At 62.6% G+C, this 26,028-nt stretch carries 22 protein-coding genes; 12 read left to right on the top strand and 10 right to left on the bottom strand.

Going from position 1 to position 26,028, the window contains the following annotated elements; translation table 11 throughout:
- Nucleotides 1-8: 8 nt before the first annotated feature.
- The 3 genes from GJ695_RS15025 to GJ695_RS15015 all read left to right on the top strand — a co-directional run bounded on the left by GJ695_RS15025 (nucleotide 9) and on the right by GJ695_RS15015 (nucleotide 3,258).
- Nucleotides 9-1,529, top strand: a complete 1,521-nt coding sequence (locus tag GJ695_RS15025; protein WP_154366032.1) for a DEAD/DEAH box helicase — start codon at nucleotides 9-11, stop codon at nucleotides 1,527-1,529.
- A gap of 65 nt (nucleotides 1,530-1,594) precedes the next feature.
- Nucleotides 1,595-2,566 (top strand): thymidylate synthase, encoded by a 972-nt coding sequence (locus GJ695_RS15020; protein WP_154366030.1) that lies wholly within the window; start codon nucleotides 1,595-1,597, stop codon nucleotides 2,564-2,566.
- The gene (locus tag GJ695_RS15015; RefSeq protein WP_154366028.1) at nucleotides 2,563-3,258 is read left to right on the top strand and encodes an alpha/beta fold hydrolase; all 696 of its coding nucleotides are present in this window, start codon (nucleotides 2,563-2,565) and stop codon (nucleotides 3,256-3,258) included. Before GJ695_RS15020 ends, GJ695_RS15015 begins: the two co-directional genes overlap by 4 nt.
- Here GJ695_RS15015 and GJ695_RS15010 read toward each other — a convergent pair.
- Both GJ695_RS15010 and GJ695_RS15005 read right to left on the bottom strand, forming a co-directional pair.
- Nucleotides 3,255-3,608: a cupredoxin domain-containing protein gene (locus tag GJ695_RS15010; protein ID WP_154366026.1), complete on the bottom strand. Its 354-nt coding sequence runs from the start codon at nucleotides 3,606-3,608 to the stop codon at nucleotides 3,255-3,257. The two genes, GJ695_RS15015 and GJ695_RS15010, sit on opposite strands and share 4 nt — an antisense overlap.
- Nucleotides 3,609-3,611: 3 nt before the next feature.
- Nucleotides 3,612-4,487 (bottom strand): metallophosphoesterase family protein, encoded by an 876-nt coding sequence (locus tag GJ695_RS15005; protein WP_154366115.1) that lies wholly within the window; start codon nucleotides 4,485-4,487, stop codon nucleotides 3,612-3,614.
- A gap of 185 nt (nucleotides 4,488-4,672) precedes the next feature.
- Between GJ695_RS15005 and GJ695_RS15000 the strand changes: the two genes are divergently transcribed.
- The 7 genes from GJ695_RS15000 to GJ695_RS14970 all read left to right on the top strand — a co-directional run bounded on the left by GJ695_RS15000 (nucleotide 4,673) and on the right by GJ695_RS14970 (nucleotide 13,061).
- Entirely contained in the window at nucleotides 4,673-5,215 is a 543-nt protein-coding gene (locus GJ695_RS15000; protein ID WP_154366024.1) for a sigma-70 family RNA polymerase sigma factor, read from the top strand.
- Nucleotides 5,205-5,984: an anti-sigma factor family protein gene (locus GJ695_RS14995; protein WP_154366022.1), complete on the top strand. Its 780-nt coding sequence runs from the start codon at nucleotides 5,205-5,207 to the stop codon at nucleotides 5,982-5,984. The genes GJ695_RS15000 and GJ695_RS14995 overlap by 11 nt, the downstream gene beginning before the upstream one ends.
- Before the next feature lie 67 nt (nucleotides 5,985-6,051).
- Nucleotides 6,052-6,537 (top strand): dihydrofolate reductase, encoded by a 486-nt coding sequence (locus tag GJ695_RS14990; protein WP_154366021.1) that lies wholly within the window; start codon nucleotides 6,052-6,054, stop codon nucleotides 6,535-6,537.
- Between the two features lie 28 nt (nucleotides 6,538-6,565).
- Nucleotides 6,566-7,135 carry a DUF4337 domain-containing protein gene (locus GJ695_RS14985; RefSeq protein ID WP_154366019.1) on the top strand — a complete coding sequence of 190 codons (570 nt, stop codon included), beginning with the start codon at nucleotides 6,566-6,568 and terminating at the stop codon, nucleotides 7,133-7,135.
- Nucleotides 7,136-7,339: 204 nt separating this feature from the next.
- Nucleotides 7,340-9,592 carry an arginine/lysine/ornithine decarboxylase gene (locus GJ695_RS14980; RefSeq protein ID WP_154366018.1) on the top strand — a complete coding sequence of 751 codons (2,253 nt, stop codon included), beginning with the start codon at nucleotides 7,340-7,342 and terminating at the stop codon, nucleotides 9,590-9,592.
- Nucleotides 9,593-9,844: 252 nt separating this feature from the next.
- A complete protein-coding gene (locus tag GJ695_RS14975; RefSeq protein WP_371866531.1) occupies nucleotides 9,845-11,614 on the top strand; it encodes a DUF1800 domain-containing protein in 1,770 nt (589 codons plus the stop codon).
- 10 nt (nucleotides 11,615-11,624) lie between these two features.
- On the top strand, nucleotides 11,625-13,061 hold the full coding sequence (locus tag GJ695_RS14970) for a DUF1501 domain-containing protein (RefSeq protein WP_208023426.1): 1,437 nt from the start codon (nucleotides 11,625-11,627) through the stop codon (nucleotides 13,059-13,061).
- Here GJ695_RS14970 and GJ695_RS14965 read toward each other — a convergent pair.
- From GJ695_RS14965 to GJ695_RS14955, 3 genes are all read right to left on the bottom strand, one after another.
- The gene (locus tag GJ695_RS14965; RefSeq protein WP_154366016.1) at nucleotides 13,058-13,969 is read right to left on the bottom strand and encodes an intradiol ring-cleavage dioxygenase; all 912 of its coding nucleotides are present in this window, start codon (nucleotides 13,967-13,969) and stop codon (nucleotides 13,058-13,060) included. The genes GJ695_RS14970 and GJ695_RS14965 overlap by 4 nt on opposite strands.
- 61 nt (nucleotides 13,970-14,030) lie before the next feature.
- The gene (locus GJ695_RS14960) at nucleotides 14,031-14,759 is read right to left on the bottom strand and encodes a hypothetical protein (protein ID WP_154366015.1); all 729 of its coding nucleotides are present in this window, start codon (nucleotides 14,757-14,759) and stop codon (nucleotides 14,031-14,033) included.
- Between the two features lie 60 nt (nucleotides 14,760-14,819).
- Nucleotides 14,820-15,407, bottom strand: coding sequence for a Spy/CpxP family protein refolding chaperone (locus GJ695_RS14955; RefSeq protein ID WP_154366014.1), 588 nt, complete (start codon nucleotides 15,405-15,407; stop codon nucleotides 14,820-14,822).
- A 206-nt stretch (nucleotides 15,408-15,613) separates the two neighbouring features.
- On the opposite strand from GJ695_RS14955, the gene GJ695_RS14950 reads away from it, so the two are divergent.
- Nucleotides 15,614-16,306 carry a response regulator transcription factor gene (locus tag GJ695_RS14950; RefSeq protein ID WP_154366013.1) on the top strand — a complete coding sequence of 231 codons (693 nt, stop codon included), beginning with the start codon at nucleotides 15,614-15,616 and terminating at the stop codon, nucleotides 16,304-16,306.
- A 3-nt stretch (nucleotides 16,307-16,309) separates the two neighbouring features.
- Nucleotides 16,310-17,953 (top strand): sensor histidine kinase, encoded by a 1,644-nt coding sequence (locus GJ695_RS14945; protein ID WP_154366012.1) that lies wholly within the window; start codon nucleotides 16,310-16,312, stop codon nucleotides 17,951-17,953.
- A 29-nt stretch (nucleotides 17,954-17,982) separates the two neighbouring features.
- On the opposite strand, the gene dcd is transcribed toward GJ695_RS14945, so the two are convergent.
- The 5 genes from dcd to GJ695_RS14920 all read right to left on the bottom strand — a co-directional run bounded on the left by dcd (nucleotide 17,983) and on the right by GJ695_RS14920 (nucleotide 25,940).
- Complete coding sequence (dcd, locus tag GJ695_RS14940) at nucleotides 17,983-18,549, bottom strand: dCTP deaminase (RefSeq protein ID WP_154356781.1); 567 nt, start codon at nucleotides 18,547-18,549, stop codon at nucleotides 17,983-17,985.
- A 54-nt stretch (nucleotides 18,550-18,603) separates the two neighbouring features.
- Nucleotides 18,604-19,440: an alpha/beta fold hydrolase gene (locus tag GJ695_RS14935; protein ID WP_166455232.1), complete on the bottom strand. Its 837-nt coding sequence runs from the start codon at nucleotides 19,438-19,440 to the stop codon at nucleotides 18,604-18,606.
- Nucleotides 19,441-19,634: 194 nt separating this feature from the next.
- A complete protein-coding gene (locus tag GJ695_RS14930) occupies nucleotides 19,635-22,058 on the bottom strand; it encodes a DNA internalization-related competence protein ComEC/Rec2 (protein WP_154366011.1) in 2,424 nt (807 codons plus the stop codon).
- Nucleotides 22,059-22,229: 171 nt separating this feature from the next.
- On the bottom strand, nucleotides 22,230-22,652 hold the full coding sequence (locus GJ695_RS14925) for a hypothetical protein (RefSeq protein ID WP_154366009.1): 423 nt from the start codon (nucleotides 22,650-22,652) through the stop codon (nucleotides 22,230-22,232).
- 408 nt (nucleotides 22,653-23,060) lie between these two features.
- Complete coding sequence (locus GJ695_RS14920; protein ID WP_154366007.1) at nucleotides 23,061-25,940, bottom strand: TonB-dependent receptor; 2,880 nt, start codon at nucleotides 25,938-25,940, stop codon at nucleotides 23,061-23,063.
- Between the last annotated feature and the right edge of the window lie 88 nt (nucleotides 25,941-26,028).

Here is a 26,028-nt window from a genome sequence, read left to right as displayed (position 1 = left end):
AACACACCATGACCTTCCAATCACTCGGCTTGATCGATCCTCTTCTGCGCACGCTGGACGCGCTGGGCTACAAGCAGCCCACGCCGGTCCAGAAGCAAGCCATTCCCGCCGTGCTGGCGGGCCGCGACGTGATGGCCGCCGCGCAGACCGGCACCGGCAAGACCGCCGGCTTCGCGCTGCCGATCCTGCATCGCCTGACGATGGAAGGGGCCACCGCGCCGCAATGCATACGCGCGCTGGTGCTGGTGCCGACCCGTGAGCTGGCCGAGCAGGTCTACGAAAGCTTCCGCAGCTACGGCAGCAATCTGCCGCTGCGCAGCGCCGTGGCCTATGGCGGCGTGGCGATCGAGCCGCAAATCGCCACGCTGCGCAAAGGGCTGGACGTGCTGGTGGCGACACCGGGCCGTTTGATCGACCTGCACGACCAGGGTGTGATCAGCTTCGAGCTGCTGCAAACGCTGGTACTGGACGAGGCGGACCGCATGCTGGACCTGGGCTTCGAACGCGATCTGGATATCCTGCTGGAGGCCTTGCCCAAGCAGCGCCAGACGCTGATGTTTTCGGCCACGTTCTCGGATGAGGTGCGCAAGCTGGCCAAGGGCATGCTGAAAGATCCGGTATCGATCCAGGTGGCGGCGGCCAATACGGCGACCAAATCGGTCAAGCAGTGGCTGATCCCGACCGACAAGCGCCGCAAGCCGGACCTGTTCCTGCATCTGCTGAACAAGCTCGGTTGGGTGCAGGCGCTGGTGTTCGTCAAGACGCGCAAAGGCGCGGAAGCGCTGGTCAAGACCTTGCACGAACATGGCGTGACCGCCGACGCCATCCACGGCGACAAGACGCAGCCTGCCCGCCTGCGCGCGCTGGACCGCTTCAAACGCAAGGAAGTCCGCCTGTTGATCGCCACCGACGTGGCGGCGCGCGGCCTGGATATCGAAGCCCTGCCACAGGTGGTCAACTTTGATCTGCCATCGGTGGCGGAAGATTATATCCACCGTATCGGCCGTACCGGCCGCGCGGGCATGGCCGGCGAAGCGGTGTCGCTGGTGTGCGCCGACGAAGTCGACATGCTGAAGGAGATCGAAATGCTGACGCGCCAGGTCATCCCTCGTTACGAAGAGCCGGGCTTTGAGGCGGACCACCGCGTGCCGGAGACCGCGCCGAAAGGCGCCGCCCCGGTGCCTGTCCGCAAAGGCCCCGCGCCGAATGCGGCCAAGCGCCCTGCCGGCGCGCCGCCGCTGGCCAAGGCGCCCCCGCCATCCAGGACGGAAGCACGTCCGGCCGGCGGCAGCGAATCGCTCGGCGTCTGGACGCCACCGGAAAAAGGCGGCAAGCCGCCAGCCCGCGAGCGCGTACAGAACAAAGGCCCGGCCTCCCCGCGCGGCAACCAGGGCCGGAATCCCGCGAATGCGGCACCGAAAGGCGCCGTGGTCGTCACCGCAGGACGCGGCGCCAAGTCGCAAGCCCGCACCGAAGGACGCGCGGCCGCCAAGCCGGCCGGCCGCCGCTCCAAACCGGGGCCGCGCTGAACCGAGGTCCGGGCGCCCTGCTAAAATAACCGTCTTTTGAGCGACATCCCCCGTTGGAGAACTGAATGCAGCAATACCAGGAATTGATCCAGACCGTCATCGACAGCGGCAGCTGGCAGGACAACCGCACCGGCATTCGCACGCTGAGCGTGCCGGGCGCGATGATGCGCTTCGACCTGACAAAAGGTTTTCCTGCGGTGACGACCAAGAAGCTGGCATTCAAATCCGTGGTGGGCGAACTGTGCGCCTTCTTGCGCGCCTCGCGCAGCGCCGCCGATTTCCGCGCGCTGGGCTGCAAAGTCTGGGACCAGAACGCCAACGAAAACCAGCAATGGCTGGACAATCCGTATCGCCAGGGCACCGACGATCTGGGCCCGGTCTACGGCGTGCAGTGGCGCCAGTGGCCCGGCTACAAGGTGATTGACGCCGATCAGGCAGCCCAGCTGGCGGACGCGCAGAAGAACGGCTTCACCGTGGTTGCGCCGATTGAAGAAAACGGCGTCCAGAAAATATTGCTGTACAAGGCCATCGACCAGCTGCGCGAGTGCCTGGACACGATCATGAGCAATCCGGGCAGCCGCCGCATCCTGTTCCACGGCTGGAATCCGGCCGTGCTGGACGCGGTCGCCCTGCCGGCCTGCCACCTGCTGTACCAGTTCATTCCGAATCCGACCACCAGGGAACTGTCGATGTGCCTCTACGTGCGCTCGAACGACCTGGGTCTGGGCACGCCGTTCAACCTGGCGGAAGGCGCGGCGCTGATGCACCTGGTCGGCCGCCTGACCGGCTACACGCCGCGCTGGTTCACCTACTTCATCGGCGATGCCCACATCTACGAGAACCACATGGACATGGTGCAGGAACAGCTGACGCGCAAACCGTTCCCGCTGCCGCAGCTGATCATCGCAGACCGCGTGCCGGCGTTCGCACAGACCGGCAAGTACGAGCCGGAATGGCTGGAAAAAATCGAACCTTCCGACTTCGCGCTGGAAGGCTATCAGCACCACGCGCCAATCACCGCGCCGATGGCGGTATGACGACACGGCTGGATTTCGTTCCCGGCACACTGTGCGATGAACGGATGTGGGGCCGCCTGCTGCCGCTGCTGGGCGACGGCTTTGAATTCAACCACGTCCCGCTGTACAAGGCCGCCACGCGCGAGCAGATGCTGGAACTGATCGGCGCGCACAGTGCGCCGCAGGCCCACCTGGTCGGCTTTTCGCTGGGCGCTTACCTGGCGATGGAATATGCATTGGCCCATCCAGAGCGCGTGGCCTCGCTGACCATCATCGGCAGCGCCGGCAAAAAACTGCTGGACAAGGAAAAGGCCACGCGCCTGCGCATCATTCCGCAACTGGAAAAGAACCACTACACCGGCATGACCCAGATGCGCCTGCGCGAGATCGTCGCGCCGGAGCACCTCGACGATCCCGCCATCGTTGGTGTGATCCAGCAAATGGCCGTGGACCTCGGCAAGGACGTGCTGCTGGCGCAGTTCCGCAGCACCATCGAACGCCCGGAGCTGATGGACCGCGTGCATACCCTGCGCTGCCCGGCCATGATCATCGGCGCCGAGCATGACAACCTGGCGCCTGCCGAAGACGTGCGCGCACTGGCTGCCAGCTGGCCAGGCGCCCAGCTGCACATGCTGGCCGATGGCACCGGCCACATGATGCCGCTGGAAGCACCGCAATCGCTGGCCGACCACCTGAAGGCGTTCTACCGCTAGGCCTTGACGATGATGGTCCCGGCCATCTCCTCATGGCCGCTGCCGCAGAAGTTATCGCACAAGAAGCCGAACTTCCCTACCTTGTCCGCCTTGAGCGTGACCCGCACCGGCTTGCCCATGATGAGATCCTCGCGAATTTTAAAATCCGGCACGCTGAAGCCATGCGGAAAATCCTGCGCAGTCAATTCCAGCACCACGGTCTCGCCCATTTTCATCTCGACGACATTCGGCGCGAAGCGGAATTTGCGCGCTTCGATCTGAATCACGCGCTCCCTGGTGGCCGCGCGCAGCGCGCCGAACGCCACCAGCGACAACGGCGCCGCCAACAACAATCTACGTTTCGCCTGCATGGCTTATCCTTTCACGACCGGCAGTTCGGTGATCTGGAAGCCGGTCCTGGCCTGCGCCTCGACTTCGCGGAAACCCAATCCCCTGGCCGGTGCGGCGTCATCCCACGGCAGCGGCGTGCGCTTTTCCTGTGATGCCGGCGCCGGCAGCGGAAAGATCAGCGACTTGGCCGCATGGTGCGCGATATGCCCGCTCATGTGGTGGTTCTCCTGGTGGATATGGCCGTAAAACACGGTGACGTTCGCATAGGGCATCAGCAGCGCAATGGCTTGAGCGCCGTCGCGGGTGGCCCAGTCCCATTGCGGCGCCAGATCGAACAAGGGCCGGTGCGTGATCACCACGATGCGCGCGTCCTGGGCCTGCGTCGCCAGATCGGCCTTCAGCCATGCCAGTTGCGCCTCGCCGATACGCGCGCCGGGGTCCGAGACGTTGTCGATGGCGATGAAATGCACGCCCTTGTGATCGAAGCTGTAGTGCGTGGGACCGAAGAACTCCTGATAGGCCGCGCCCTTGTCCAGCGACGCATCGTGCTCGCCCGGCAGGAAGTGGATCTCCTTCACCTTCAGCCCCGCGACGATTTCCTTGAACTCCGCCATGCGGCGGCGGCGCTCCGCCGGGTCGTCCGTGGTGTGGGTCAGGTCGCCGGTGAACACGATGAACTCCGGCGGCGCAGGCAGCGCGTTGACGCGCTCCACCGCCTGCTTCAAGGTGTTCTGCGCGTCCGGATTGGCCGGTCCCTTGTAGCCCCAGTGCGAATCGGACAGCTGGACGAAATAGAAATCCTCGCCGCCGGCCGCCGCCAGCGCCGGCCCGTACAGCCCGGAGATAAATACGGCGCCGCCGCCCACCGCGCCCAGCCTTAAAAACTCCCTGCGATCCATCATGATGTGTCTCCCGTCGCCGATTGAAAAAGAAGGCTGCGCATCCGTGGCATAATCGACATCGGATACACAAGCCGCACTCCCTCAAACCCGCATCGCCACGTGCTTATTCCCGCTGATTTTTTTATTTTTAAAGCGGGAATAAAAATGCCCGGCATCGAGTCTTCATAGTCTGGACCACTACGATGGACAAGCTTTTGGGCGATCCCGATAAAACCGCGCAGTTCGAAGCCCTGGCCATGCCGCACCTGGACGCGGCCTACAACCTGGCGCGCTGGCTGACCCGCAATGCACACGATGCCGACGATCTGGTGCAGAACGCCTATCTGCGCGCGTTCCGTTTCGCCGACGGCTTTCGCGGCGGCGACGCCCGCACCTGGCTGTTGACCATCGTCCGCCACACCTACTACACCACGCAGCGCGACAGCCGGCACCAGCGCGCCGACCTGGATCTGGACGAGATGCCGGAGGAACCGGCGCAGGAAGGCGTCAGCGATCCGGCCGCCATCGCCGCCGCGCGCGACGCCGGCCGCAGCGTAGACGCGGCTCTGAGCCGCCTGCCCTACGCGTTCCGCGAAGTGCTGGTACTGAAGGAGATGGATGATTTGTCGTACAAGGAAATCGCGCAGGTGGTGGACATTCCGATCGGCACGGTGATGTCGCGCCTGGCGCGGGCGCGCAAGCTGTTGCTCGCCTATTTGAAACAGGGAGGTCAGGATGGACTGTAAACTCAGCCGCGAGGAATTGTCGGCCTATCTGGACGCGGAACTCAACGGCGCCGAACTGCTGCAGGCGCAAGACCATCTGGACCAATGCGCCGCCTGCCGCGCCGCGCTGGCGGAGCTGGAAGCATTGCAGGACCAGGTCCAGGTCGACGCCACCCAATATGCGGCGCCGGCCTATCTGCGTCACCGCATCCGCGCCGTGCTGCATGAAAACGCGCCGCCGCAGCCTGTCGCCGCCCGCCGCCGCTGGTCATGGGCATGGATCAACCTGGGCCTCGCGGCCGCCACCACCACCGCCTTTGCCGTCACGCTGTCGCTGTATCTGGCGCAGCCGTCGCGGGACGACCTGGCCGAGCGCGAGCTGGTGGCCAGCCACTTCCGCGCACTGATGCCCGACCATCTGGCGGACGTCGCCTCCACCGACCAGCACACCGTCAAGCCCTGGTTTGCCGGCAAACTGGATTACTCGCCGCCGGTGCACGACCTGGCCACGCAGGGCTATCCGCTGATCGGCGGCCGGCTCGACTACCTCCAGCAACGGCCGGTGGCGGCGCTGGCCTACCGGCACCGGCTGCACATCATCAACCTGTACGTATGGCCGGACGGCGCGCAGCGCGACTCCGCGCCCCACGCGGGCAGCCGCCAGGGCTTCCACCTGCTGCGCTGGACGCAGGACGGCATGCAGTACGCCGCGGTATCCGACATCGCGGCGCCGGATCTGCAGGACTTTTCGCGCCGGATCCAGGCGGCGCAGGCGCAATCGGCGCCGTAGCAAGTTCGCCCTGCCCTCGGCGGCGGTTTTGAACGATAATACCGGCTCATTACCGAATTGCAGAACCATGAGCTTATTGACCATTATCGTCGCCACCGATGCCCAGCGCGGCATCGGCATCAACAACACCCTGCCGTGGAAGCTGCCGGAAGACCTGGCGCACTTCAAGCGCCTGACCACCGGCCACCCGATCATCATGGGCCGCAAGACCTTCGATTCGATCGGCCGTCCGCTGCCGAGCCGCCGCAACATCGTCATCACCCGCAATGCGGACTGGCGCCATGACGGCGTGGAAGTGGTCGGCTCCATCGAAGCGGCCATCGCGCTGCTGAACGGCGCCGAAGGCTTCGTCATCGGCGGCGCCGAGATCTACAAGCAGTCGCTGCAACTGGCCGACCAGTTGATTATTACGCAAATCGCCCATACCTTCGATTGCGATGCCTTCTTCCCCGAGATCGACGCCAACGCGTGGCAGGAAACCGCCCGCGAGGAACACGCGTCGGAGGCTTCCGGTTTGCGCTACGCTTTTGTCACCCTGCGCCGCAAGGCCTGAGTTTTACCAAGTTTGAAAGAGGATACCCATGTCTAGCGAAGGCTTCCACGTCCACGGCCCGCACGATCACGCAGTTGAACATGCTGCGCACGGCAGCGACGGCTTTTCCAACAACATCGCCGTGATGACGGCCATCCTGGCCACCGTCGGCGCCGCCTTCGGCTACCTCGGCGGCGCCACGCAGAACGACGCGGCCCTGTTCAAGAACAACGCCGCCATCGACAAGACCGAAGCGGCCAACCGCTGGAACTACTACCAGGCCAAGTCCGCCCGCCAGAACCTGGCCGAACTGGCCATGACCCTGCCCGGCGTCGATCCCAAGCGCTACGAGGCCGACGCCGCCCGTTACAAGCACGACAAGGAAGAGATCAAGAAGGAAGCCGAGAAGTTCGAGGAATCGTCCAAGGAATGGAACGAGAAGTCGGACGAAGCCATGCACAAGCACCATCAATGGGCACTGGCCACCACCGCCGAGCAGATTGCCATCTCGCTGGCCGCTATCACCCTGCTGACCCGCAAGAAGTGGATGATGGGCCTGGCTTACGGCGTGGCCGGCGTCGGCCTGGTGCTGGGCGGCCTGGCCTGGCTGGTGCATTGAACAATATTGCCTGAGTAATATTGCTGTCTGTCATGGCGGCGTCATGCTGCTCATGCATTCTGTTACGATAATTTTTTTCCCGTAGAGGCAGTATTTCTGCGAGAATCCCGTTCTTATTTTTTTGCGGCCAGTTCATCCGATTGGTCGCGCCCTGTCCGCCCCTTCACATCCTGTCAGGGGCGGCTTGCTTTTTTGGAGACATGCATGAAATTTCGTTTCCCCATCGTCATCATTGACGAGGATTTCCGTTCCGAGAACACGTCCGGCCTGGGCATTCGCGCCCTGGCGGACGCCATGGAAAAAGAAGGCATGGAAGTGGTGGGCGTGACCTCCTACGGCGACCTGGCCCAGTTCGCCCAGCAGCAATCGCGCGCGTCGGCCTTCGTGCTGTCGATCGACGATGAAGAGTTCGGCACCGGCTCGGTGGAAGACACCGACACCGCGCTGAAGTCGCTGCGCGCCTTCGTCGAGGAAATCCGCTACAAGAACGCCGACATCCCGATCTACCTGTACGGCGAAACCCGCACCTCGCGCCACATCCCGAACGACATCCTGCGCGAACTGCACGGCTTCATCCACATGTTCGAGGACACGCCGGAATTCGTCGCGCGCCACATCATCCGCGAAGCCAAGTCCTACCTGGACGGCCTGGCGCCGCCGTTCTTCCGCGCGCTGGTCGAATACGCCAACGACGGCTCCTACTCGTGGCACTGCCCTGGCCACTCGGGCGGCGTGGCGTTCCTGAAATCGCCGATCGGCCAGATGTTCCACCAGTTCTTCGGTGAAAACATGCTGCGCGCCGACGTCTGCAACGCCGTCGAAGAGCTGGGCCAGCTGCTGGACCACACCGGCCCGGTCGCCAAGTCCGAGCGCAATGCCGCGCGCATCTTCAACGCCGACCATTGCTACTTCGTCACCAACGGCACCTCGACCTCGAACAAGATGGTCTGGCACTCGACCGTGGCGCCTGGCGACATCGTCGTGGTCGACCGCAACTGCCACAAATCGATCCTGCACTCGATCATCATGTGCGGCGCGATTCCGGTGTTCCTGATGCCGACCCGTAACAACCTGGGCATCATCGGCCCGATCCCGCTGGAAGAGTTCTCGATGGAGAGCATCAAGCGCAAGATCGAAGCCAACCCGTTCGCGCGCGAAGCCGTGAACAAGAAGCCGCGTATCCTGACCATCACCCAGTCGACCTACGACGGCGTGGTGTACAACGTCGAGACCCTGCGCGAGCTGCTGGACGGCCAGATCGACACCCTGCACTTCGACGAAGCCTGGCTGCCGCACGCCACCTTCCACGACTTCTATAAGAACATGCACGCGATCGGCAAGGACCGTCCGCGCGCGAAAGAGTCGATGATCTTCTCGACCCAATCGACCCACAAGCTGCTGGCCGGCCTGTCGCAGGCCTCGCAGGTGCTGGTGCGCGAATCGGAAACCGTCAAGCTGGACCAGGACGCCTTCAACGAGGCCTACCTGATGCACACCTCGACCTCGCCGCAATACTCGATCATCGCCTCGTGCGACGTGGCCGCGGCCATGATGGAAGCGCCAGGCGGCACCGCGCTGGTGGAAGAATCCATCCTGGAAGCGCTGGACTTCCGCCGCGCCATGAAGAAGATCGACGCCGAATGGGGCAAGGACTGGTGGTTCAAGGTGTGGGGCCCGAACGAGTTCGCCGAAGAAGGCATCGGCTCGCGCGAAGACTGGATCATCAAGGCGGAAGACGACTGGCACGGCTTCGGCAAGCTGGCGCCGGGCTTCAACATGCTGGACCCGATCAAGGCCACCATCGTCAATCCAGGCCTGTCGCTGGACGGCAAGTTCGATGAGACCGGCATTCCGGCGTCCATCGTCACCAAGTACCTGGCCGAGCACGGCGTCATCATCGAGAAGTGCGGCCTGTACTCCTTCTTCATCATGTTCACCATCGGCATCACCAAGGGCCGCTGGAACACGCTGCTGACCGCGCTGCAACAGTTCAAGGACGACTACGACAAGAACCAACCGATGTGGCGCATCCTGCCGGAATTCGCGGCCGCCAATCCGACCTACGAAAAAATGGGCCTGCGCGACCTGTGCCAGCAGATCCACGATTTCTACAAGGCTTACGACGTGGCGCGCCTGACCACCGAGATGTACCTCTCGGACATGGTGCCGGCGATGAAGCCGTCGGAAGCCTTCGCCAAGATGGCGCACCGCGAAATCGAGCGCGTGGCGATCGACGAACTGGAAGGCCGCATCACCTCGATCCTGCTGACGCCTTACCCACCAGGCATCCCGCTGCTGATCCCTGGCGAGCGCTTCAACAAGACCATCGTTGACTACCTGCGCTTCGCGCGCGACTTCAACGAACGCTTCCCGGGCTTTGAAACCGACGTCCACGGCCTGGTCAAGCGCGAGGTCGACGGCAAGCGCGGCTACTTCGTGGATTGCGTGAAGCAATAACACGCGCAATGCGGCATCAAAAAGGCAGCTTCGGCTGCCTTTTTTTGTTACTTGTTAATATTGCGTTGCACAAATCTGACATTTGCAGAAAATCATCTTAGTTTTCAGCCGGATAACTTCGCGCAATTATCGTTCATCTCCATTCATCTCCGGATAATTAAATTTAAAAAAATTAATTTTGTCTGTACGCTATGAAACACAATTAGTTTCCGCATGTCACAATTGAGCCCATCAATTCCTATGGGCAATAACGTGAAACTTCGATCCTCTCTCCTAGTCACCCTGATGCTGAGCCTGGCGGCCTGCGGTGGCGGCAGCAGTAACGGCAGCGCCACGCCTGGCACCATCAGCACGGCTGGCATCAGCGTCGCCAGCGAGCCAGCCAGCGCGACTTCGCCATCGGTATCCGCATTGTCCAGGCAGTCCACGCTGGTGCGACAGGGCGCAACGCAAGCCACGGCGGCTGTGGCCACCCCGCTTACCCGTGCCGAAGCAGCGCAGTTCCTGGGCCAGGCCAGCTTTGGTCCGACCATGGCCAGCATTGACGCGCTGGTTGCAAGCAGCAAGGCAGACTGGATCAACAACCAGTTCCAGCTTGCGCCTACCCTGCACCGCAACCACATCATCCAGGTTGCCGCCACCGGCGTTGCCGTGGGCCAGAACCAGGTGCTGGAATCGTTCTGGAATCAAGCCATCAACGGCAATGACCAGCTGCGTCAACGCGTGACCTACGCGCTGTCGCAGATTTTCGTCATTTCCATGGTGGACGCCAATATCGGCAACCGCGCCTACGGCGTGAGCAGCTACTACGACATGCTGAACCAGAATGCCTTCGGTAATTTCCGCGATCTGTTGCAAGGCGTGGCGCTGCACCCGATGATGGGTATTTACCTGAGTCATATGCGCAACCAGAAGGAAAGCGGCGCCCGCGTTCCGGATGAAAACTTCGCCCGCGAAGTGATGCAACTGATGAGTATCGGCCTGTATCAGCTCAACCTGGACGGCAGCATCAAGACCAGCGGCGGCAAGCAGCTCGAAACCTATACCCATGACGATGTCATGGGACTGGCCAAGGTGTTCACGGGCTGGAGCTGGGCCGGCCCCGATCAGAGCCTGGTACGCTTCCACGGCGGCAGCCCCGATCCGGCACGCGACTGGACGCCGATGCAGAACTATCCGCTCTTCCACTCCAGCTCGTCGAAGAGCTTCCTCGGCGTCACCACCAATGGCAGCGGCGAGGCCGATCTGAAAGTGGCGCTGGACACGCTGTTCAACCACCCCAACGTTGGTCCGTTCATCGGACGCCAGCTGATTCAGCACCTGGTGGCCAGCAATCCAAGCCCTGGCTATATCAGCCGGGTGGCGGCCGCATTCAACAACAATGGCGCCGGCGTGCGCGGCGACATGCGCGCCGTGATTCGCGCTGTGCTGCTGGACCCGGAAGCGGGCTTTACCGGCGACGGCAAGAAGCTGCGCGAGCCGGTGCTGCGCCTGGCCAACTGGATGCGCGCCTTCAACGTCAAATCGACCAGCGGCCGCTTCATGATGATCAATACCGATGACGCGCTGCTGGGCCTGGGTCAGACGCCGCTGCGTTCGCCGTCGGTCTTCAACTTCTATCGCCCTGGCTATACGCCGCCGAACACCACGCTGGCCGCCGCCGGCATGGTGGCGCCGGAAATGCAGATCACCGGTGAACCGACCGTCACCGGCTATCTGAACTTCATGCAGATCGTGATACCAAACGGCATCGGCAGCAGCCGCGATATCCAGCCCGACTACAGCGCGGAAATGGCGCTGATCTCGCAGCCGGCGCTGCTGGTGGACCGCATCAACCAACTGCTGCTGGCCGGCCAAATGAGCAGCACGCTGCGCAACCAGATCATCACCGCGCTGAACGCCGTCAATATTTCGCCGACCGTCGTGACCAATGCGACCAACCTGGAAACCGCCCGCAAGAACCGCGTCTACCTCGCCATCTACCTGACGATGGCTTCGCCCGAATACCTGGCTCAACGCTAAAAGGACCACCATGCACCCTCATCCATCACGCCGTCAATTCCTCGGCAAAATGCTGGCCCTGGCCGGTACTGGCGCCATGCCTTTCACCTTGAACCTGGCGGCCATGGGCAATGCCGCCGCGCAGAACGCCAGCGACTACAAGGCCCTGGTCTGCCTGTTCATGACCGGCGGTAACGATCACTTCAACACCGTGCTGCCGACCGACAGCGGCTCGTGGAATGAATACCAGCGCATTCGCAATACCGGCGGCACCGGCTCCATCGCCCTGCCGGGCGTGGGCGCCACCGGCGGCGTGCTGCCGATCACACCGAACAGTCCGCAGGCCGGCCGAAGTTTCGCCCTGCATCCATCGCTGGGACCGCTGAAACAGCTGTTCGATGCCGGCCGCGTCGGCATCGTCGCCAACGTCGGCACGCTGATCCAGCCAACCACGCTGGTGCAGTTCAAGGCCCAGAGCGTGCAACTGCCGCCACGTCTGTTCTCGCACAACGACCAGCAAGCCACCTGGCAGTCGACCCAGGCGGAAACCACCGCTACGTCGGGCTGGGGCGGCCGCATCGCCGACCTGGTCGCGTCCGGCAACAGCAACGCCACGTTCACCTGCATCTCCAGCGCCGGCAACGCCCTGTTCCTGGCCGGCCGCACGGTGCGCCAGTACCAGATCAGCGGCACCAGTGCGGCGCCGATCACCAAACTGAACGAGAGCCTGTTCGGCATGCCGGCCGGCAGCAATCCGCTACGCCAGATCATCACCGCAGAGCCGACGAATCTGTTCCAGAAGGAGCATGCAGCGGTCGTTGCGCGCGCCATCAACTCGCAGGCCGCGCTCAGCAGCGGAATGCTGGCGGCTGGCTCGGGCGTACCCGACCCAACCCCGTATATCAACCCGAATACCGGCGTGGCAACCGTCAATCCCCTGGCGGTGCAGCTGCAGACCGTGGCGCGCATCATCGGCGGCCGCAGCGCACTTGGCGCGCGCCGCCAGGTGTTTTATGTCAACCTGGGCACCTTTGATACCCACGATTACCAGCTCACCACTCAGGCCGACATGCTCGCCAAGCTGGCGCACGCCATGGCTTACTTCGATGGCGTGATGGGCAACCTGCAAGGCGCCAATATGCGCAACCAGGTGACGCTGTTTACCGCGTCCGACTTCGGCCGCACCTTCACCAGCAATGGCGACGGCACCGACCACGGCTGGGGCTCGCACCACTTCATCATGGGCGGCGCGGTCAAGGGCAAGGATATTTATGGCAGCATGCCGGTCACCGGCCTGGGCCACTCGCTGGACGTCGGCTCCGGCTCGCTGCTGCCGACCACCTCGGTCGATCAGTACGGCGCCACGCTGGCCAGCTGGTTCGGCCTGTCGGCCACCCAGATCGCGGATGTGTTCCCGAACATCGCCAACTTCAGCAACCGCAACCTGGGCTTCATGAACGCTGCTTAAGCGGAAACCGCCACCACCAGCGTCGCCACATAACCGTCGGTGGCGTTGCCGGTGATGGTGGCCATTTGCAGCGCGTAGCCGTCGCTGAAGACGTTGTCGGTGGCAAAGCTGATCGCCGCCAGGTTCTTCACGCTGGCGCTGTAGCCGGTGGTCGCATACACCGCGTTGCTGGTCGCCACCGGGAAGGTGAACTGCGAAGTCTTGATGCGGCTCGACGCCGTGGTGGCCTTGGCCAGCGACGGATACACCTCGAAGTGCACATGCGGCACGCGGCCCGAGTAGCAGCCGGGATAGATCGTGGTGAAGGTGATATTGCCGCTGCTGTCGGTTTCCTGCACGCCGCGCAGATAGTTCTGGTTGGTCACGCCGCTCGAATACAGCGAGTAATTGCCGTCGCGGTCGCAATGCCACAGGTACACGGCGGCGCCGGACAGCGCCGCGCAGTTGTTGTTGGCGTTGACGAACTGCAGCTTGATGGTCAGCGGCACGCCGGCCGCCGTGGCGCTGGCGCTGCCGAAGCTGCTGCGGATGTCGCTGCGCACCACGCCCGATTGCGTCAGCACGTTGACCACGCCGGCGCTGGTGCTGTTGGTGCCATCGGCCGGGTACGGGCCGCCGGTTTCTTCCGGAATCACCGAGCACGAGCCAGCGGTTGGCGTGGTCGTGGTGGTCGTCGTGGTTGTGGTGGTGCCGGTCGTTGTCGTGGTCGGCGTGGTGGTGGTCGCCGCCGAAGTGGTGCTTGCGGTATCGCTGGCGCTGCCGGAACCGCCGCCACAACCCATCACCGGCAACGCCGAGGCGCCTGCCAGCAGCCAGCGCAGCGTCTGGCGCCGGTCGCTGTTCAGGTTGAGCATGGCGGACAGATCGTCCGCCAGACTGTGTTCGTGCATATCGTCATGAATTTCCATACCTGCTCCTGCTTGGGTGAGAATGCCGCCGCGATGCCCGTGGCGTCGCGGCGGATACAACTTAAACCGTGGTGTTGACCAGGTTGCCGCTCGTGCCGTTATGGCCGACCTTGCTCGACAGCGCTTCCAGGAAGGCCGCCAGCTTGGTGGCGGCGTCGCTGGAGGTGCTGGACGTGCTGCTGTCCGTGCTGTCGGTGGTGGTGCTTGCCGTGCTGTCCGCGCTGCTGACGCCGAGCTTGTCCAGCAGGTTGGCGAAGGCGCTTTCCAGCTGATCGACCGGATCGCTGCTGTCGGTGCTGTCCGTGCTGGAGGTGCTGTCGGTGGTGTCCGAGCTCAGCTTGGAGATCAGGCTTTGCAGATCCGATTCCAGCTTGCCGGGACCGCCCTGGCCGCCGCTTTGTGCATCGTTGTATGGCGGCGGCGCGTCGTTGCCGCTGTTTTGCGCATGCAGCGCACCCATCAAACTTTGCAGGAAGCTGCCCAGTGCGGCCGCCACGTCGGTAGCATCGGTGGTGGTGGTATCGGTGCTGCTCGACGCCGTCGACGAGGTCGATGAAGTCGAGGAATCGGTGCTGCTGGTGCTTGAGGTGGTGTCGGTGATGCCGATCGATTTCAGCGCCTCGGCGATGGCGTCGGCAAAGCCGCTGTCATCCGGTGGCGGCGGTGGCGGACGCACGCTCTGGGTGCTGCCGGTGGTGTTACTGCTGCTGGCACTGTTGGTGCTGCTCAGACGGCTCAGGAAACTGAGCGCGCTGGCAGCGCTGGAGGAGCTCAAGGCGCTGATGGACATACGGTTCTCCGCTTAATTAGTTCGAAGGAAGTTACGGGGGGGACTGCACTGCTAAAAACGTCAGTCGCGTGGCGGATGGCGCGGCTTCTCGTCCGCTTGCTTCTTGCGCTGTTCCGGCGTCAGAACGGCCAGCAATTTCTGTTGCGTGCGCACGTGCTGCAGGACGATGTTGGCCTCGGCGGTGGCGGCTTCCTTGGCCAGCGCGGCGGCCTTGGCGTCGTCGTACTTGTCGGCAGTGGCCAGCGCGTGCAGCGCTTCGCGGGCCTTGGCGGCGGCCTTGCCTTGCTCGCGCAGGTATGGCGCCTCGGCGTGCAGGATGGCGAAGACCTTGTCCTGCTGCGCTTCGTTCAGATCGATGCTGCGGAAGAATGGCGGATGGCCGCCAAACCCTGGGCCGGGACCGAAGCCTGGGCCAAAGCCCGGACCGCCGTGCTCCGGTCCGCCACGGGGACCGCCGTGCTCGTCCGGACCGCCAGGGCCACGGTCATCGCCTTGCGGACCGCGCGGGCCCTGTTCGCCCTGCGCCATCGGTGGCGGCTGGTCTGCATTCGTCTCGTCGGCGCGGGCAGCGCCTCCCATCGCAAACAGCGGCATCGCCAGGACGGCGGCCAGCAGGAAGTTGCGACCATGTTGTTTTGATGTTTTCATTGCCCATAATCCTTGATTGGTAGTGAGACACCATTCTCTTGGCGGCGACCGTTAAGTGGCGTTAGGGCAACGTAAATCTACGTAAAGATGCCGATCTGATATTTAGTTACTATTTGGAAACGCGTTGTAAATCGGAGTAAAACAACGTCGGCGGCCCTATGGGCGCTGTTATGATGGGCGATCTGTATATAAAGAAAACGCGGCAAATGAAGAGCAAAGTACTGTTGATAGACGACGATATCGAACTGGTGGGCATGTTCCAGGAATACCTGGAGCAGGAAGGTTTCGATGTCAAAACCGTGCATGACGGCGAAGCCGGCACCGCGGAAGCCTTTACCGGCCTGTATTCCATCGCCATCCTCGATGTGATGATGCCGCGCATGAACGGTCTGGAAACCCTGCGCCGCATCCGCACCAACAGTCAATTGCCGATCCTGATGCTGACCGGTCGCGGCGACGACACCGACCGCATCGTCGGCCTGGAACTGGGCGCCGACGACTACGTAGCCAAGCCCTGCACGCCGCGCGAGCTGACCGCCCGCATCCGCGCCATCCTGCGCCGCGCGCAAAGCGCCCCGGCCGACAACAGCCAGCAGACCGCCATCACCGTCGGCCAACTGGTGATGTGGCCGGAACAGCGCCGCGCGACTTGGGCCGGTAACAAGCTGGAACTGACCAGCACCGAATTCAACCTGCTGGAAGTGCTGGCGCGCAACGCCGGCCGTCCGGTCAGCAAGAACACCCTGTCCGAACAAGGCCTGGGCCGCCCACTGGCGCGTTTCGACCGCAACATCGACGTCCACTTGAGTTCGCTGCGCCACAAGCTCGGCACCATTGCCGACGGCCGCTCCTGCCTGCAAACTGTCTACCGCCTCGGCTACCAGCTGATCAAGGAGTAAGCCTTGGGCCGTTTGTTCTGGAAGTTTTTCCTGTGCATCTTGCTGGCGCAGTTTGCCGCCACTGTCGGCATCGGCGGCGCCATCTGGCTGAAGAACCGTAATCAGCAGACCAGCCCGCTGGTCAACCTGGACACCAGCCCGCCGGCCGAGATGGCCATCAACTCGGCCGCCGCTACGCTGGAGTTCGGCGGCGTCAAGGCGCTGCAGCGGATGCTGGAGAATATGGAACGCCATCGCGTCTACGCGGTGGACGAGCAGGAACATGAGCTGCTGGGGCGCATCGTCAATCCGAAGACCTTGCAGGAATCGCGCGTGCGCCTGAAGGAAGACGGCAAGCGTCGCGTGGTGCGCCAGGTGACCGGCGACGACGGCAAGCGCTATCTGCTGTTCCTGCCATCGGGCGAATACCAGCGCGGCCTGGATGGCGACAACCGTCCGCTGCTGGCCGGCCTCGGCGGCGGCGCGCAGATGGCGATGAAAGCCGCCTCGGTGTTGGAAGGCAATGACCGCCGCGACGACCGCAACCGCAACGACCAGCGCGGCAACCGCCCGCCGCCAGGCTTTGACCCGTCGGCCGCCAACGGCGCCATGCCGCCGCTCGATGGCGCTCAAGCAGGAGATGGCCGCAGCCAGGGTCCGCGTCCGATGCCGGGCAACGGCCCGAACGGCTTTGGCGGCCCCGGCGGCCCCGGCCCCGGCATGCAGGGCGACATGGGCGGCGACCGCCAGTGGGGACCGCGCTTCCAGCCGCTCGGCCCGTGGGTGCCCATCGCCGCCGCCACGCTGGCCAGCCTGCTGTTCTCGGTGCTGCTGGCCTGGTACTTCTCGCGGCCGATCCGCGCGCTGCGGCAAGCGTTCGACGCCGCCGCCAATGGCGACCTGGCGCCGCGCTTCGCCACCGCCAGCGGCAAGAGCGGCACCGAACTCAACGACCTGGGACGCGACTTCGACCGCATGACCGCGCGCCTGCGCAATCTGATCGATGGCCAGACCCGTCTGCTGCACGACGTCTCGCACGAACTGCGCTCGCCGCTGGCGCGCCTGCAGGCCGCCATCGGCCTGGCGCACCAGCAGCCGGAAAAATGGAGCGCGTCGATGGAACGCATCGAACGCGAAAGCGTGCGCATGGATAAGCTGGTCGGCGAGCTGCTGACGTTGGCGCGCCTGGAAGCCGGCGCCATCAAGGCCAGCCAGGAAGAGATCAGCATGGCCGACCTGCTCGACCAGATCGCCGATGACGCCCGCTACGAAGCGGCCAGTCAGCAGCGCACCGTGGTGCAGGAAGGCGAAGCGGATGTGACGGTGCTCGGCCAGCCGGACCTGCTGGGCCGCGCCATCGAAAACGTGGTGCGCAACGCCATCAAGCACAGCCCGGACACCGGCGAAGTGCAGTTGCAAGCGCGTGCGCTGCCGGAAGCCAGCCAGCTGGTGATACGGGTGCTGGATCGCGGTCCGGGCGTGTCGCCGGCGGATCTGGACACCATCTTCCAGCCCTTCTTCCGCTCAAGTAATGCCGGCGCCGAAGGACACGGCCTTGGCCTGGCGATCGCCCAGCATGTAATCGAAGCGCATGGCGGCAGCATCAAGGCCACCAACCGGGCCGGCGGCGGCCTGTGCGTCGAGATGATTTTGCCGGTGAAGAAATAAAAACGCGGGCCGTGGCCCGCGTTTTTGTCTTATGCCTTTGGCAGGGTCACGCCATGCTGGCCCTGATACTTGCCGTTGCGGTCCTTGTACGAGACGTCGCACAACTCGTCGCTCTCGAAGAACAGCACCTGCGCGCAGCCTTCGCCGGCGTAGATCTTGGCCGGCAGCGGCGTGGTGTTGGAAAACTCCAGCGTCACATAGCCTTCCCACTCCGGCTCGAACGGCGTCACGTTGACGATGATGCCGCAGCGCGCGTAGGTCGATTTGCCCAGGCACACGGTCAGCACGCTGCGCGGAATGCGGAAGTATTCCATGGTGCGGGCCAGCGCGAACGAGTTCGGCGGGATGATGCAGACGTCGCTTTTCACGTCCACGAACGAGTTCGAATCGAAGTTCTTCGGATCGACGATGGTGCTGTTGATGTTGGTGAACACCTTGAACTCATCGGCACAGCGGATGTCGTAGCCATACGAGGAAGTACCGTAGGAAATGACCTTGCGGCCCTCCTCCTGGCGTACCTGATCCGGGAAGAACGGCTCGATCATCCCATGCTCTTCCGCCATGCGGCGTATCCATTTATCGCTTTTAATCGTCATCGCAATGCATTCCTAAACACGAGGGAGGCGCGGCTGCGCCAAATGCACGAGATTTTACGCTAAAGCCTCATTTTTAAGAACTTTTTTACCAGATTGCACGGCCAGCAGTTCGTCGATCATTTGCTTCGTGGCCTCGGCCGCCACGGCCGGGGATTCCATCGGAAACAGGTGGCCGCCGGGCACGATGCGGAAATGGCTGCCGACCAGCGCCTTGGTGTGCTGGTGGCCGGACTGGCTGGTCTCCCAGGAATTGTCGCCGCCGATGAAACCGATCGGCACCGGATAGCCGCCGCGCAGCAGTTGCGGCAGATGGTGCGGCAAGGTGGCGTAGACGGCGGTTTCGTTTTCCCGCGTGAAGCGCAGTTGCACGCCTTCCGGATGCGGCTTGAGGCCGCTGTCCATGTAATCCCCCAGCACGCCAGGCGCCCAGGCGGCAAACAAGTCCTTGGCGGCGAAATGCTGGTAGGCGGCATCGACGCTGGGCCAGACGTTGCGGCGGCGGATGGAGAACTTGGCCGGCGGCACCACGTAAGCGCGGCCCAGCAGCTTGATCATGCGCCAGGCGAAGGCGCGCCAGCCGCCGACCACTGGCGCATCGAGCATCACCACGCAGCGCACCAGGTCCGGGCGCTTGTGCGCCACCATCAGGCTCAGCATGCCACCCAGCGAGTGGCCGACCAGGATCACTGGCTCGTTGTAGCGGGTGGTCAGCTCGCGGATGTATTCGTCAACCAGGTGCGGCCAGCCGTCGGTGACCGGGTAGTCCGGATTGTGGGCGTGCATGTCGACCGACTGGATATCGAAATGCTCGCCCAGCAGCGCGAAGAATTGGCGGTACACGCCCGCCGGATAGCTGTTGGCGTGGGCGAAATGCAGCTTGGGCTTGCTCACAAGCGGTCTCCGTATGGTTGTTTTTTCCCCATTGTAATGGGCGCAGCCTCGCGGGACTGGTGGAAACGCTCTAAATTGGTTTTAAGAGTAGATAATCAGATAATATTTGGCACGACGATAGAATTCACTCGGAAACTAGTCGCGCTGCTGGCCGTGTCCGCCATCGCCGGCGCGACGCCTGCCTCGACCAGATATTAGCGTCCGTACCAGTAGCGTGCCGCATCGCGCCGGTAGGCCGAGAACTGTAGCGTATCCGCAAATTGCAGCGTGACAGCGCCCTCCTCGTCGGTTCGCAGACATTGAATCCCGAGCTGGCGATAGCGCGCATACACCTCCGCTTTCGGATGGCGATATCGATTGCGATACCCGACCAGGAACAGCGCCAGCTGCGGCTTCACGGCCTGCAGGAACGGCAACGTGGACGAGGTGCCGCTGCCGTGATGCGGCGCGACCAGCACATCGGCGCGCAGTCTGCCGGCATCCCTCTCCAGCAACTGCGCCTCCTGCGCCGCCTCGATATCGCCCGCCAGCAGCATGGACTTGCCGCCGGCCGTGATTTTCAGCGAGCAGCCGCGCGCGTTGGGCTTGAGCGTGCTGTCCGCATAGCTGGCCGCCAGCGGGTGCAAGATCTCGAACTGCACGCCGTCCCACGTCCAGCGCTGGCTTGCCGCGCATGGCACGTGCCGGCGCGCAGCCTGCACGATCAAATGCTGCATCGGCAGCGACGATAGGACCCATCCGGCGCGCACGCCCTCCAGCACCGCCAGCGCGCCGCCGGAATGGTCGGCATCGCTGTGCGAGACGATCACACCGTCCAGGGCGCTGATGCCACGCGCGCGCAGATACGGCAGCAGCACGCGATTGCCGGCGTTGGACTCCGGACTGTAGGCAGGCCCGGTGTCATACAGCAGCCGGTGTCCGCTGGTTTCAATCAGCAGCGACATGCCCTGCCCGACATCGAATGCAGTGACGGTCAGGCGGCCGGGCGGAGGGTGTGACGCTTCGGCCGCCAGCAACGGTATCCACGTCGCCAGGCCAAGCCAGCGCACCGGCCAGCCGCGCGGCGCGAGCAGCCAGAGGGTGCCAAGCATCGCCCAGCAGAACAGCCAGAACGGCGGCTGCGGCGCGCTCCACACGGCGTAGCGCATGGCGCTGAACCATTGCAGACATAACGCCAGCAACTCCACCAGCCAGTGCGCGAGCGTGAGCACCGGCGCGGACAACACGGCAGGCATCATGCTGCCAATCAGCGCGAGCGGCGTGACGACAAGGCTAATCAGCGGAATGGCCACCGCATTCGCCAGCGGACTGACGACGGACACCTGGCCAAACAGCAGCATCGTGATCGGCACCAGTCCCAGCGTGACCGCGTATTGCGTATGCGCGCCGACGCGCAGTGTCAGCCAAAGCCGCTCGCGGTAAGACGGCGGCGCCGGCACACGCGGCGCGGCAGGATCGGTTTCCCACAGCGGCAAAGGCGCCGTTCGTCCCAGCGTCGCGTACAAAATCACGGCGACGGCGCTGAACGACAACCAGAAACCAGGCCACAATACCGCCCACGGATCGATCACCAGCACCACGCCAAGCGCGGTGCACAGCACGTGCGAGATGCTGGTCAGGCGATTGCACCACAGCGCCGCCGCGACCACCATCAGCATGTACAGCGTGCGCTGCGCCGGCACGCCGAAACCGGCCAGCAGCACATACAGCAACGCCACCGCCGCGCCAACCAGCGCCGCCACCTTCTGCGCCGGCAGCAGCAGCGGTAACTGCGCGCGGGTGAAGAACGACTTGCGCCACAAGGTGAATGCCGCCAGTGCAAACAGCCCGGCCACCATCGTGATATGCAGCCCGGAGATGGAAATGAGGTGGCCAATGCCCGTGCGGTTGAACACCTGCCAGTCCGATTGATCGATGCCACGCTGATCGCCCACCACCAGCGCGACGATCACGCCAGCATATGGCTTGCCGGGCAGCGCGGCCAGAATGCGCGCGCGCAGCACGGCGCGGCTATGCTCGATCAGATTGCCGGCGCTGACAACAAAACTATCCAGCCGTTGATTGTCGCGCGCCACGCGCACGTAGCCGGTGGCCCGCAGGCCCTGCTCCAGTAGCCACGCCTCGTAATCGAAACCGTAGGGATTGGCGTTGCCGTGCGGCCGTTGCAGGCGAACCGTCAACTGCCAGCGCTCGCCCGGCTGAATGTCCGGCACCTCGGTCACCTGATCGCGGTATCCCGAGTACCACGCCAACGCAATCTTCGGCGGCACCGCACCATCCGCGCGCTCCACTGCGAAATTAAACCGCACGCCCTGCGAAAACTTATACGGCAAGTTATCAACCGTACCAACGATGTGAAAATCACGCCCCTCGTCTTCCAACGCGAGTTGGGGCGCCAAGGCCCCATGTGCCAACCACGCAGCCCACAGAAATCCCAGCAGGCAGCCGAGCAGCAAGGCGCTCACTCCGCGCACCACAGGCGGCCCAATACAACGCCAAGCCAGAAGTAGTGCCACCCATAAGCCACATGCCGAGGTTGCCGCCAAAAACGACGGCAACTCTGCCTTCATCTGCAAGCAAGCCGCCCCAATCGCAAAACCGAGGAATCCCATCCGCATAGCACCGCCTCCTCGTGGCGATATTACGCAAATAAAAACGGCGGCAGGCTTACGCCTTACCGCCGTTTGATACACATCAAGGGCATACTGAATTGAAACAGAACCTTCCAAGGTTCATATTCAGCGAAAGACGTCAGCTATTATTTCTGTCACGTACAGGTTCAGGATTTCCTATTTAGCAACGAGTCTGATCGGGACGATTTGTTGGCATGCGCTTCTCGACCAGAGCACCTTTGCATTTCTGCCCGGCTTGTCTAAGGCGTATTCAAAATAACATCTTAGAGCGAATTGTTCTCTTTGATAGAGTGCTACCTCTTCGAATCCACCTGCGGTGGATTGGCTGGCGCTATACCTTATATTTTGTCGAATTTGAAAGCCAAGTTTTAAAAGATCAGCTTCAGAACAAGGCACTCGAAGTTCAATCGAAATTATTTTTTTAGGATCGACAGATTGCACTAAATATGCCGTTGATTTGTCTGGAGAAACGGCGGCAGCAATGTCTAAATTTTCTTGAAGTGAAGTTAAAGAACACGTTTCTTGAGCTGCACACACGCCGCAAATATTAAAAAGTAACATCACTAACAGCTTACGCATGACATCACCTCGCATCTGATTTTTATTTTGGCAAATACTAGAAGTCCGCCTCGCCATTACATAGCTAGTACGATCAGGCTTTATGCATTCTGACAATCGCGTAGATCAGTCATATTAATTCTCCGGTAGAAATTTCGAATACGAAGGCTCACGGCCGTCGGCTTACACGTAGAATCGCCTAGTCGTAGCGATAGTACACAAACAAAAACGGTGAATGGCGCCCCCCTTGCCGCAGTTTGATATGAATCAAACCTCGTTCATCGCGCTACCCGCTCGCAGCACAAAAGCAACAGTGCAAAGAACGCATCAGCTTGAATATCGCGGCACGGTTGAAATGAAGAAGGGCGTTGCGGCTGTGAACCGAGCAACGCCCTTCCTGGCTAGCGAGGCCTTATTGACTGTCGAGGCTTACATCTTCCAGCGCAAGCCGACCGAGACCGAACGTCCGATCTGCAGCGTACCGAAATTGCTCACCTGCGCGTTACCCGCATCGCCGAAATGGTAGTACTGCTGCTGCATTTCGTTGGTCAGGTTGACGCCGCTGATATCGACCGACATGTTGTCGTTGATTTTGTAGGAGATTTGCATGTCCACACTCTTTTCAGGATGACGCCAGATACCAATCGGATTGGCAAACAAGGCCGCTTCATTACTGGCCAGGAAGCCGGAGCGCCAGACATACGACAGGCGCGCGCTGACCGGGCCTTTTTCGTAAGCCAGGGTGGCGTTGTAGGAGCTGTTGGACACGCCGAAGAACGGTGTCTTGAGCTGGGCGACGATTTCGCCGGCATCATTGGCGTCAGGTACGTTCTGCGACGAGGTCAGATGGGTATAGCTGCCCTGGAATCCCAGCCCGTCCAGCAGGCTCGGCAGCCCTTTCGGGAAGTAGATCAGGCCGAGTTCCGCGCCACTGATCTCGCCGTCGGAGGCATTGACCGGCGAGTTGATGACGTAGTCATAGCCGTTGGTATGGTCGCCGCCCGAGGTCGAATTGCGGAACGGGTCGTTCGCCGGATCGACGTGCACCTTGCGACGCAGGCCCACGACCAGGCCGTCGATCTTGCGCTTGAACGCAGTACCGTACAGTGCGCTGTCCTTCTGGAAATACCACTCGGCCGTCAGATCCAGGTTCTTGGAGCGCGTCGGTTTCAGGTCAGGATTGCCGCCGCTGCCCGAGCCGTAACCCACCTTCGACACATCGTCACCGAGCTGCAACACAGGATTCAGATCACCGAAGTTCGGGCGGCGCAGGGTTTCACCATAGTTAAAGCGCAGCACGACGTCCCTGGACGGGTCATAAATCAGCGTCATGCTGGGCAGGACCTTGCTGGTCGACTTGCTGGCACTGGACGGCGTGACCGCCTTGGTGGTGGCGTCCACCTTATAGAAGGTCATGTCGGTATTGACCTTGACGTAGCGCAGGCCGAAATTGCCGCGCAGGCGATGGCCGAACAGCTCGTTTTGGGTATTCCCCATCAGGAACAGGTTGCTGGTCTTTTCTTCAACCTCGAACGTCTTCTGCAGGCTCAGTTGATCCGTGTTCAGGAAGTTCGGATCGGTCGAGCTAAACAGCTTGCGCCAGTCGTCGATATGGTCGCGGATGTAATAGGCATTCGGCTCCAGCCACGAGCGCGGAACGTCCGAGATATCCGTGCCGAAGTTCGAATTGGTGGAGGCATACGCCGGTCCCAGCGAGGCAAGGCTGCGGTTCAAGGTACCCGATTGCGTCCGGTTGGCTTCCGACGCCTTGCGGTCGTCGAAGCGCACGCCGAAGTGGATCGTTTCCAGCGCGCCCCAGTTGGCGTCGTAGACGCCCGACAGATTGGCCGTCGCGGCGCTGCCCTTGTTGCGGTTGGCGTTATCGTAGAACTGCGCCACATTCCACTTGGTCGGGTCGGTCAGGTCGGCGTCGTTGTTGAAATGGAAGGCCGTGTTGCCGCCGCCGGCATTGAAGTCGACGTTGATGGACGGCGCAACGCGATCAATCCGGGTAGCGGTAAATTCCGAATGATAGGTGCTGGTCTGGTACGAGATATCACCGTCCAGCCGTAGGCGGTCGCCAAGATTCCACTTGCCGTTCAGGGCATACACGTAGGAATCGGTGGCCGAGGTGGTGTAGTCGCCGCTGTTGAAGCCATAGACGCTGCCGACGGTACGGCTCTTGATGATGTTCGTTCCCGGGTAGGTCGTAATCGAGTTCGCAGGGTTGCTGCCGAGATCCCCCCACCAGTCGACAAAGCTGAACAGCAACTGGTTGAACGACTTGTCGCGGTAACCGTTGTACATCGATTCGAAAGTGTAGACCGCATCGCTGTTCGGCTTCCACTGCAAGGCGATGTTGGCGGCAGGACGCTCCCGCTTGCCCTGGACGTCGCTCTGGAACACGGCGTCGCGCGACAGGTAATAAGGATAGGCTTTGCCGTTGAAGTCCAGCGTCGAACCCGCCGCCGTCGGCAGGCCGGTATGCGTGCCCGGCGTCCAGATGCTGGTGTCGGTGATGCGCTGCAAGGGCGTGTAACCTGGCGGAACTTCGGCGGCATTCGGGCTGACAAACGGCACCATCGCACCCGGCGTCACGCTTTCATTGCGGTACTTCGTCTGGCTGGCCGACAGATTGATCAGGGCGCCGACTTCGCCGATGCCGGTTTCCCAGCGGTTGCTTGCCATGGCGCTGAACTGCGGGTTGGTCTTTTTCGCGGGATCGAGATAGGTTTCGCGCGCCGACAGCGACACTTTCGGCCCCTTGAAATCAAACGGCCGCAGCGACTTGACGTCTACCTGGCCGGCAATGCCGGTGTCCAGCTGGCTGGCGTCGCGCGTCTTGTAGACGTCAATCTGGCGCACCAGTGTCGATGGAATGTCCTGCAGCGCGACCTGCGTGCCGGACGCTGTAAAAATATTGCGGCCGTTCCAGGTGGTCTGGACATCGGGCAGACCACGAATCGACAAGGTGCCGACTTCGCCGCCGGCGCGGTTGGTGACCTGCACCCCCGTCACGCGCTGCAACGCTTCGACCACATTGTTGTCGGGCAGCTTGCCGATGTCTTCGGCGACGACCGATTCCACGACCTGGTCGCTGGTGCGCTTGATCGCCAGGCTCTTGATCAACGATGCCTTGACGCCGGTGACGACCACGGTCGTATCAGCCGGCTCGGTACTGTCGACGACCGCTTGCGCCCACACCGAGGCGCTGCTGAGCAGGCCGGCGCCCAGCAGCGCGACGACGGACAGTTTCAGGTGGCATGGATGTGCGGCGACCGCCGCGATGCGGATGGGTTGGTGGTGCATGTTGTCTCCCTAAGTATATTTTTCTGATGCAGTTTTAACACCGCTCAATTCATCTTATGGAGATCGCAACATACGATCCAATCGTTTT

The organism is Duganella alba (assembly GCF_009674495.1).
In the GTDB taxonomy this organism is placed as follows: domain Bacteria; phylum Pseudomonadota; class Gammaproteobacteria; order Burkholderiales; family Burkholderiaceae_D; genus Rugamonas; species Rugamonas alba.
This window is presented reverse-complemented; position numbering and strand designations above follow the sequence as displayed.

Bases quoted from the DNA above. Each gene is read 5' to 3' on its own strand.
- GJ695_RS14990 (WP_154366021.1), top strand. From the start codon at position 6,052: ATGAGCTTATTGACCATTATCGTCGCCACCGATGCCCAGCGCGGCATC.
- GJ695_RS15020 (WP_154366030.1), top strand. From the start codon at position 1,595: ATGCAGCAATACCAGGAATTGATCCAGACCGTCATCGACAGCGGCAGC.
- GJ695_RS15005 (WP_154366115.1), bottom strand. From the start codon at position 4,487: ATGGATCGCAGGGAGTTTTTAAGGCTGGGCGCGGTGGGCGGCGGCGCC.
- GJ695_RS14920 (WP_154366007.1), bottom strand. From the start codon at position 25,940: ATGCACCACCAACCCATCCGCATCGCGGCGGTCGCCGCACATCCATGC.
- GJ695_RS14930 (WP_154366011.1), bottom strand. From the start codon at position 22,058: ATGCGGATGGGATTCCTCGGTTTTGCGATTGGGGCGGCTTGCTTGCAG.
- GJ695_RS14980 (WP_154366018.1), top strand. From the start codon at position 7,340: ATGAAATTTCGTTTCCCCATCGTCATCATTGACGAGGATTTCCGTTCC.
- GJ695_RS14950 (WP_154366013.1), top strand. From the start codon at position 15,614: ATGAAGAGCAAAGTACTGTTGATAGACGACGATATCGAACTGGTGGGC.
- dcd (WP_154356781.1), bottom strand. From the start codon at position 18,549: ATGACGATTAAAAGCGATAAATGGATACGCCGCATGGCGGAAGAGCAT.
- GJ695_RS15025 (WP_154366032.1), top strand. From the start codon at position 9: ATGACCTTCCAATCACTCGGCTTGATCGATCCTCTTCTGCGCACGCTG.
- GJ695_RS14965 (WP_154366016.1), bottom strand. From the start codon at position 13,969: ATGGAAATTCATGACGATATGCACGAACACAGTCTGGCGGACGATCTG.
- GJ695_RS15000 (WP_154366024.1), top strand. From the start codon at position 4,673: ATGGACAAGCTTTTGGGCGATCCCGATAAAACCGCGCAGTTCGAAGCC.
- GJ695_RS15015 (WP_154366028.1), top strand. From the start codon at position 2,563: ATGACGACACGGCTGGATTTCGTTCCCGGCACACTGTGCGATGAACGG.
- GJ695_RS14955 (WP_154366014.1), bottom strand. From the start codon at position 15,407: ATGAAAACATCAAAACAACATGGTCGCAACTTCCTGCTGGCCGCCGTC.
- GJ695_RS14960 (WP_154366015.1), bottom strand. From the start codon at position 14,759: ATGTCCATCAGCGCCTTGAGCTCCTCCAGCGCTGCCAGCGCGCTCAGT.
- GJ695_RS14995 (WP_154366022.1), top strand. From the start codon at position 5,205: ATGGACTGTAAACTCAGCCGCGAGGAATTGTCGGCCTATCTGGACGCG.
- GJ695_RS14985 (WP_154366019.1), top strand. From the start codon at position 6,566: ATGTCTAGCGAAGGCTTCCACGTCCACGGCCCGCACGATCACGCAGTT.
- GJ695_RS14970 (WP_208023426.1), top strand. From the start codon at position 11,625: ATGCACCCTCATCCATCACGCCGTCAATTCCTCGGCAAAATGCTGGCC.
- GJ695_RS14925 (WP_154366009.1), bottom strand. From the start codon at position 22,652: ATGCGTAAGCTGTTAGTGATGTTACTTTTTAATATTTGCGGCGTGTGT.
- GJ695_RS15010 (WP_154366026.1), bottom strand. From the start codon at position 3,608: ATGCAGGCGAAACGTAGATTGTTGTTGGCGGCGCCGTTGTCGCTGGTG.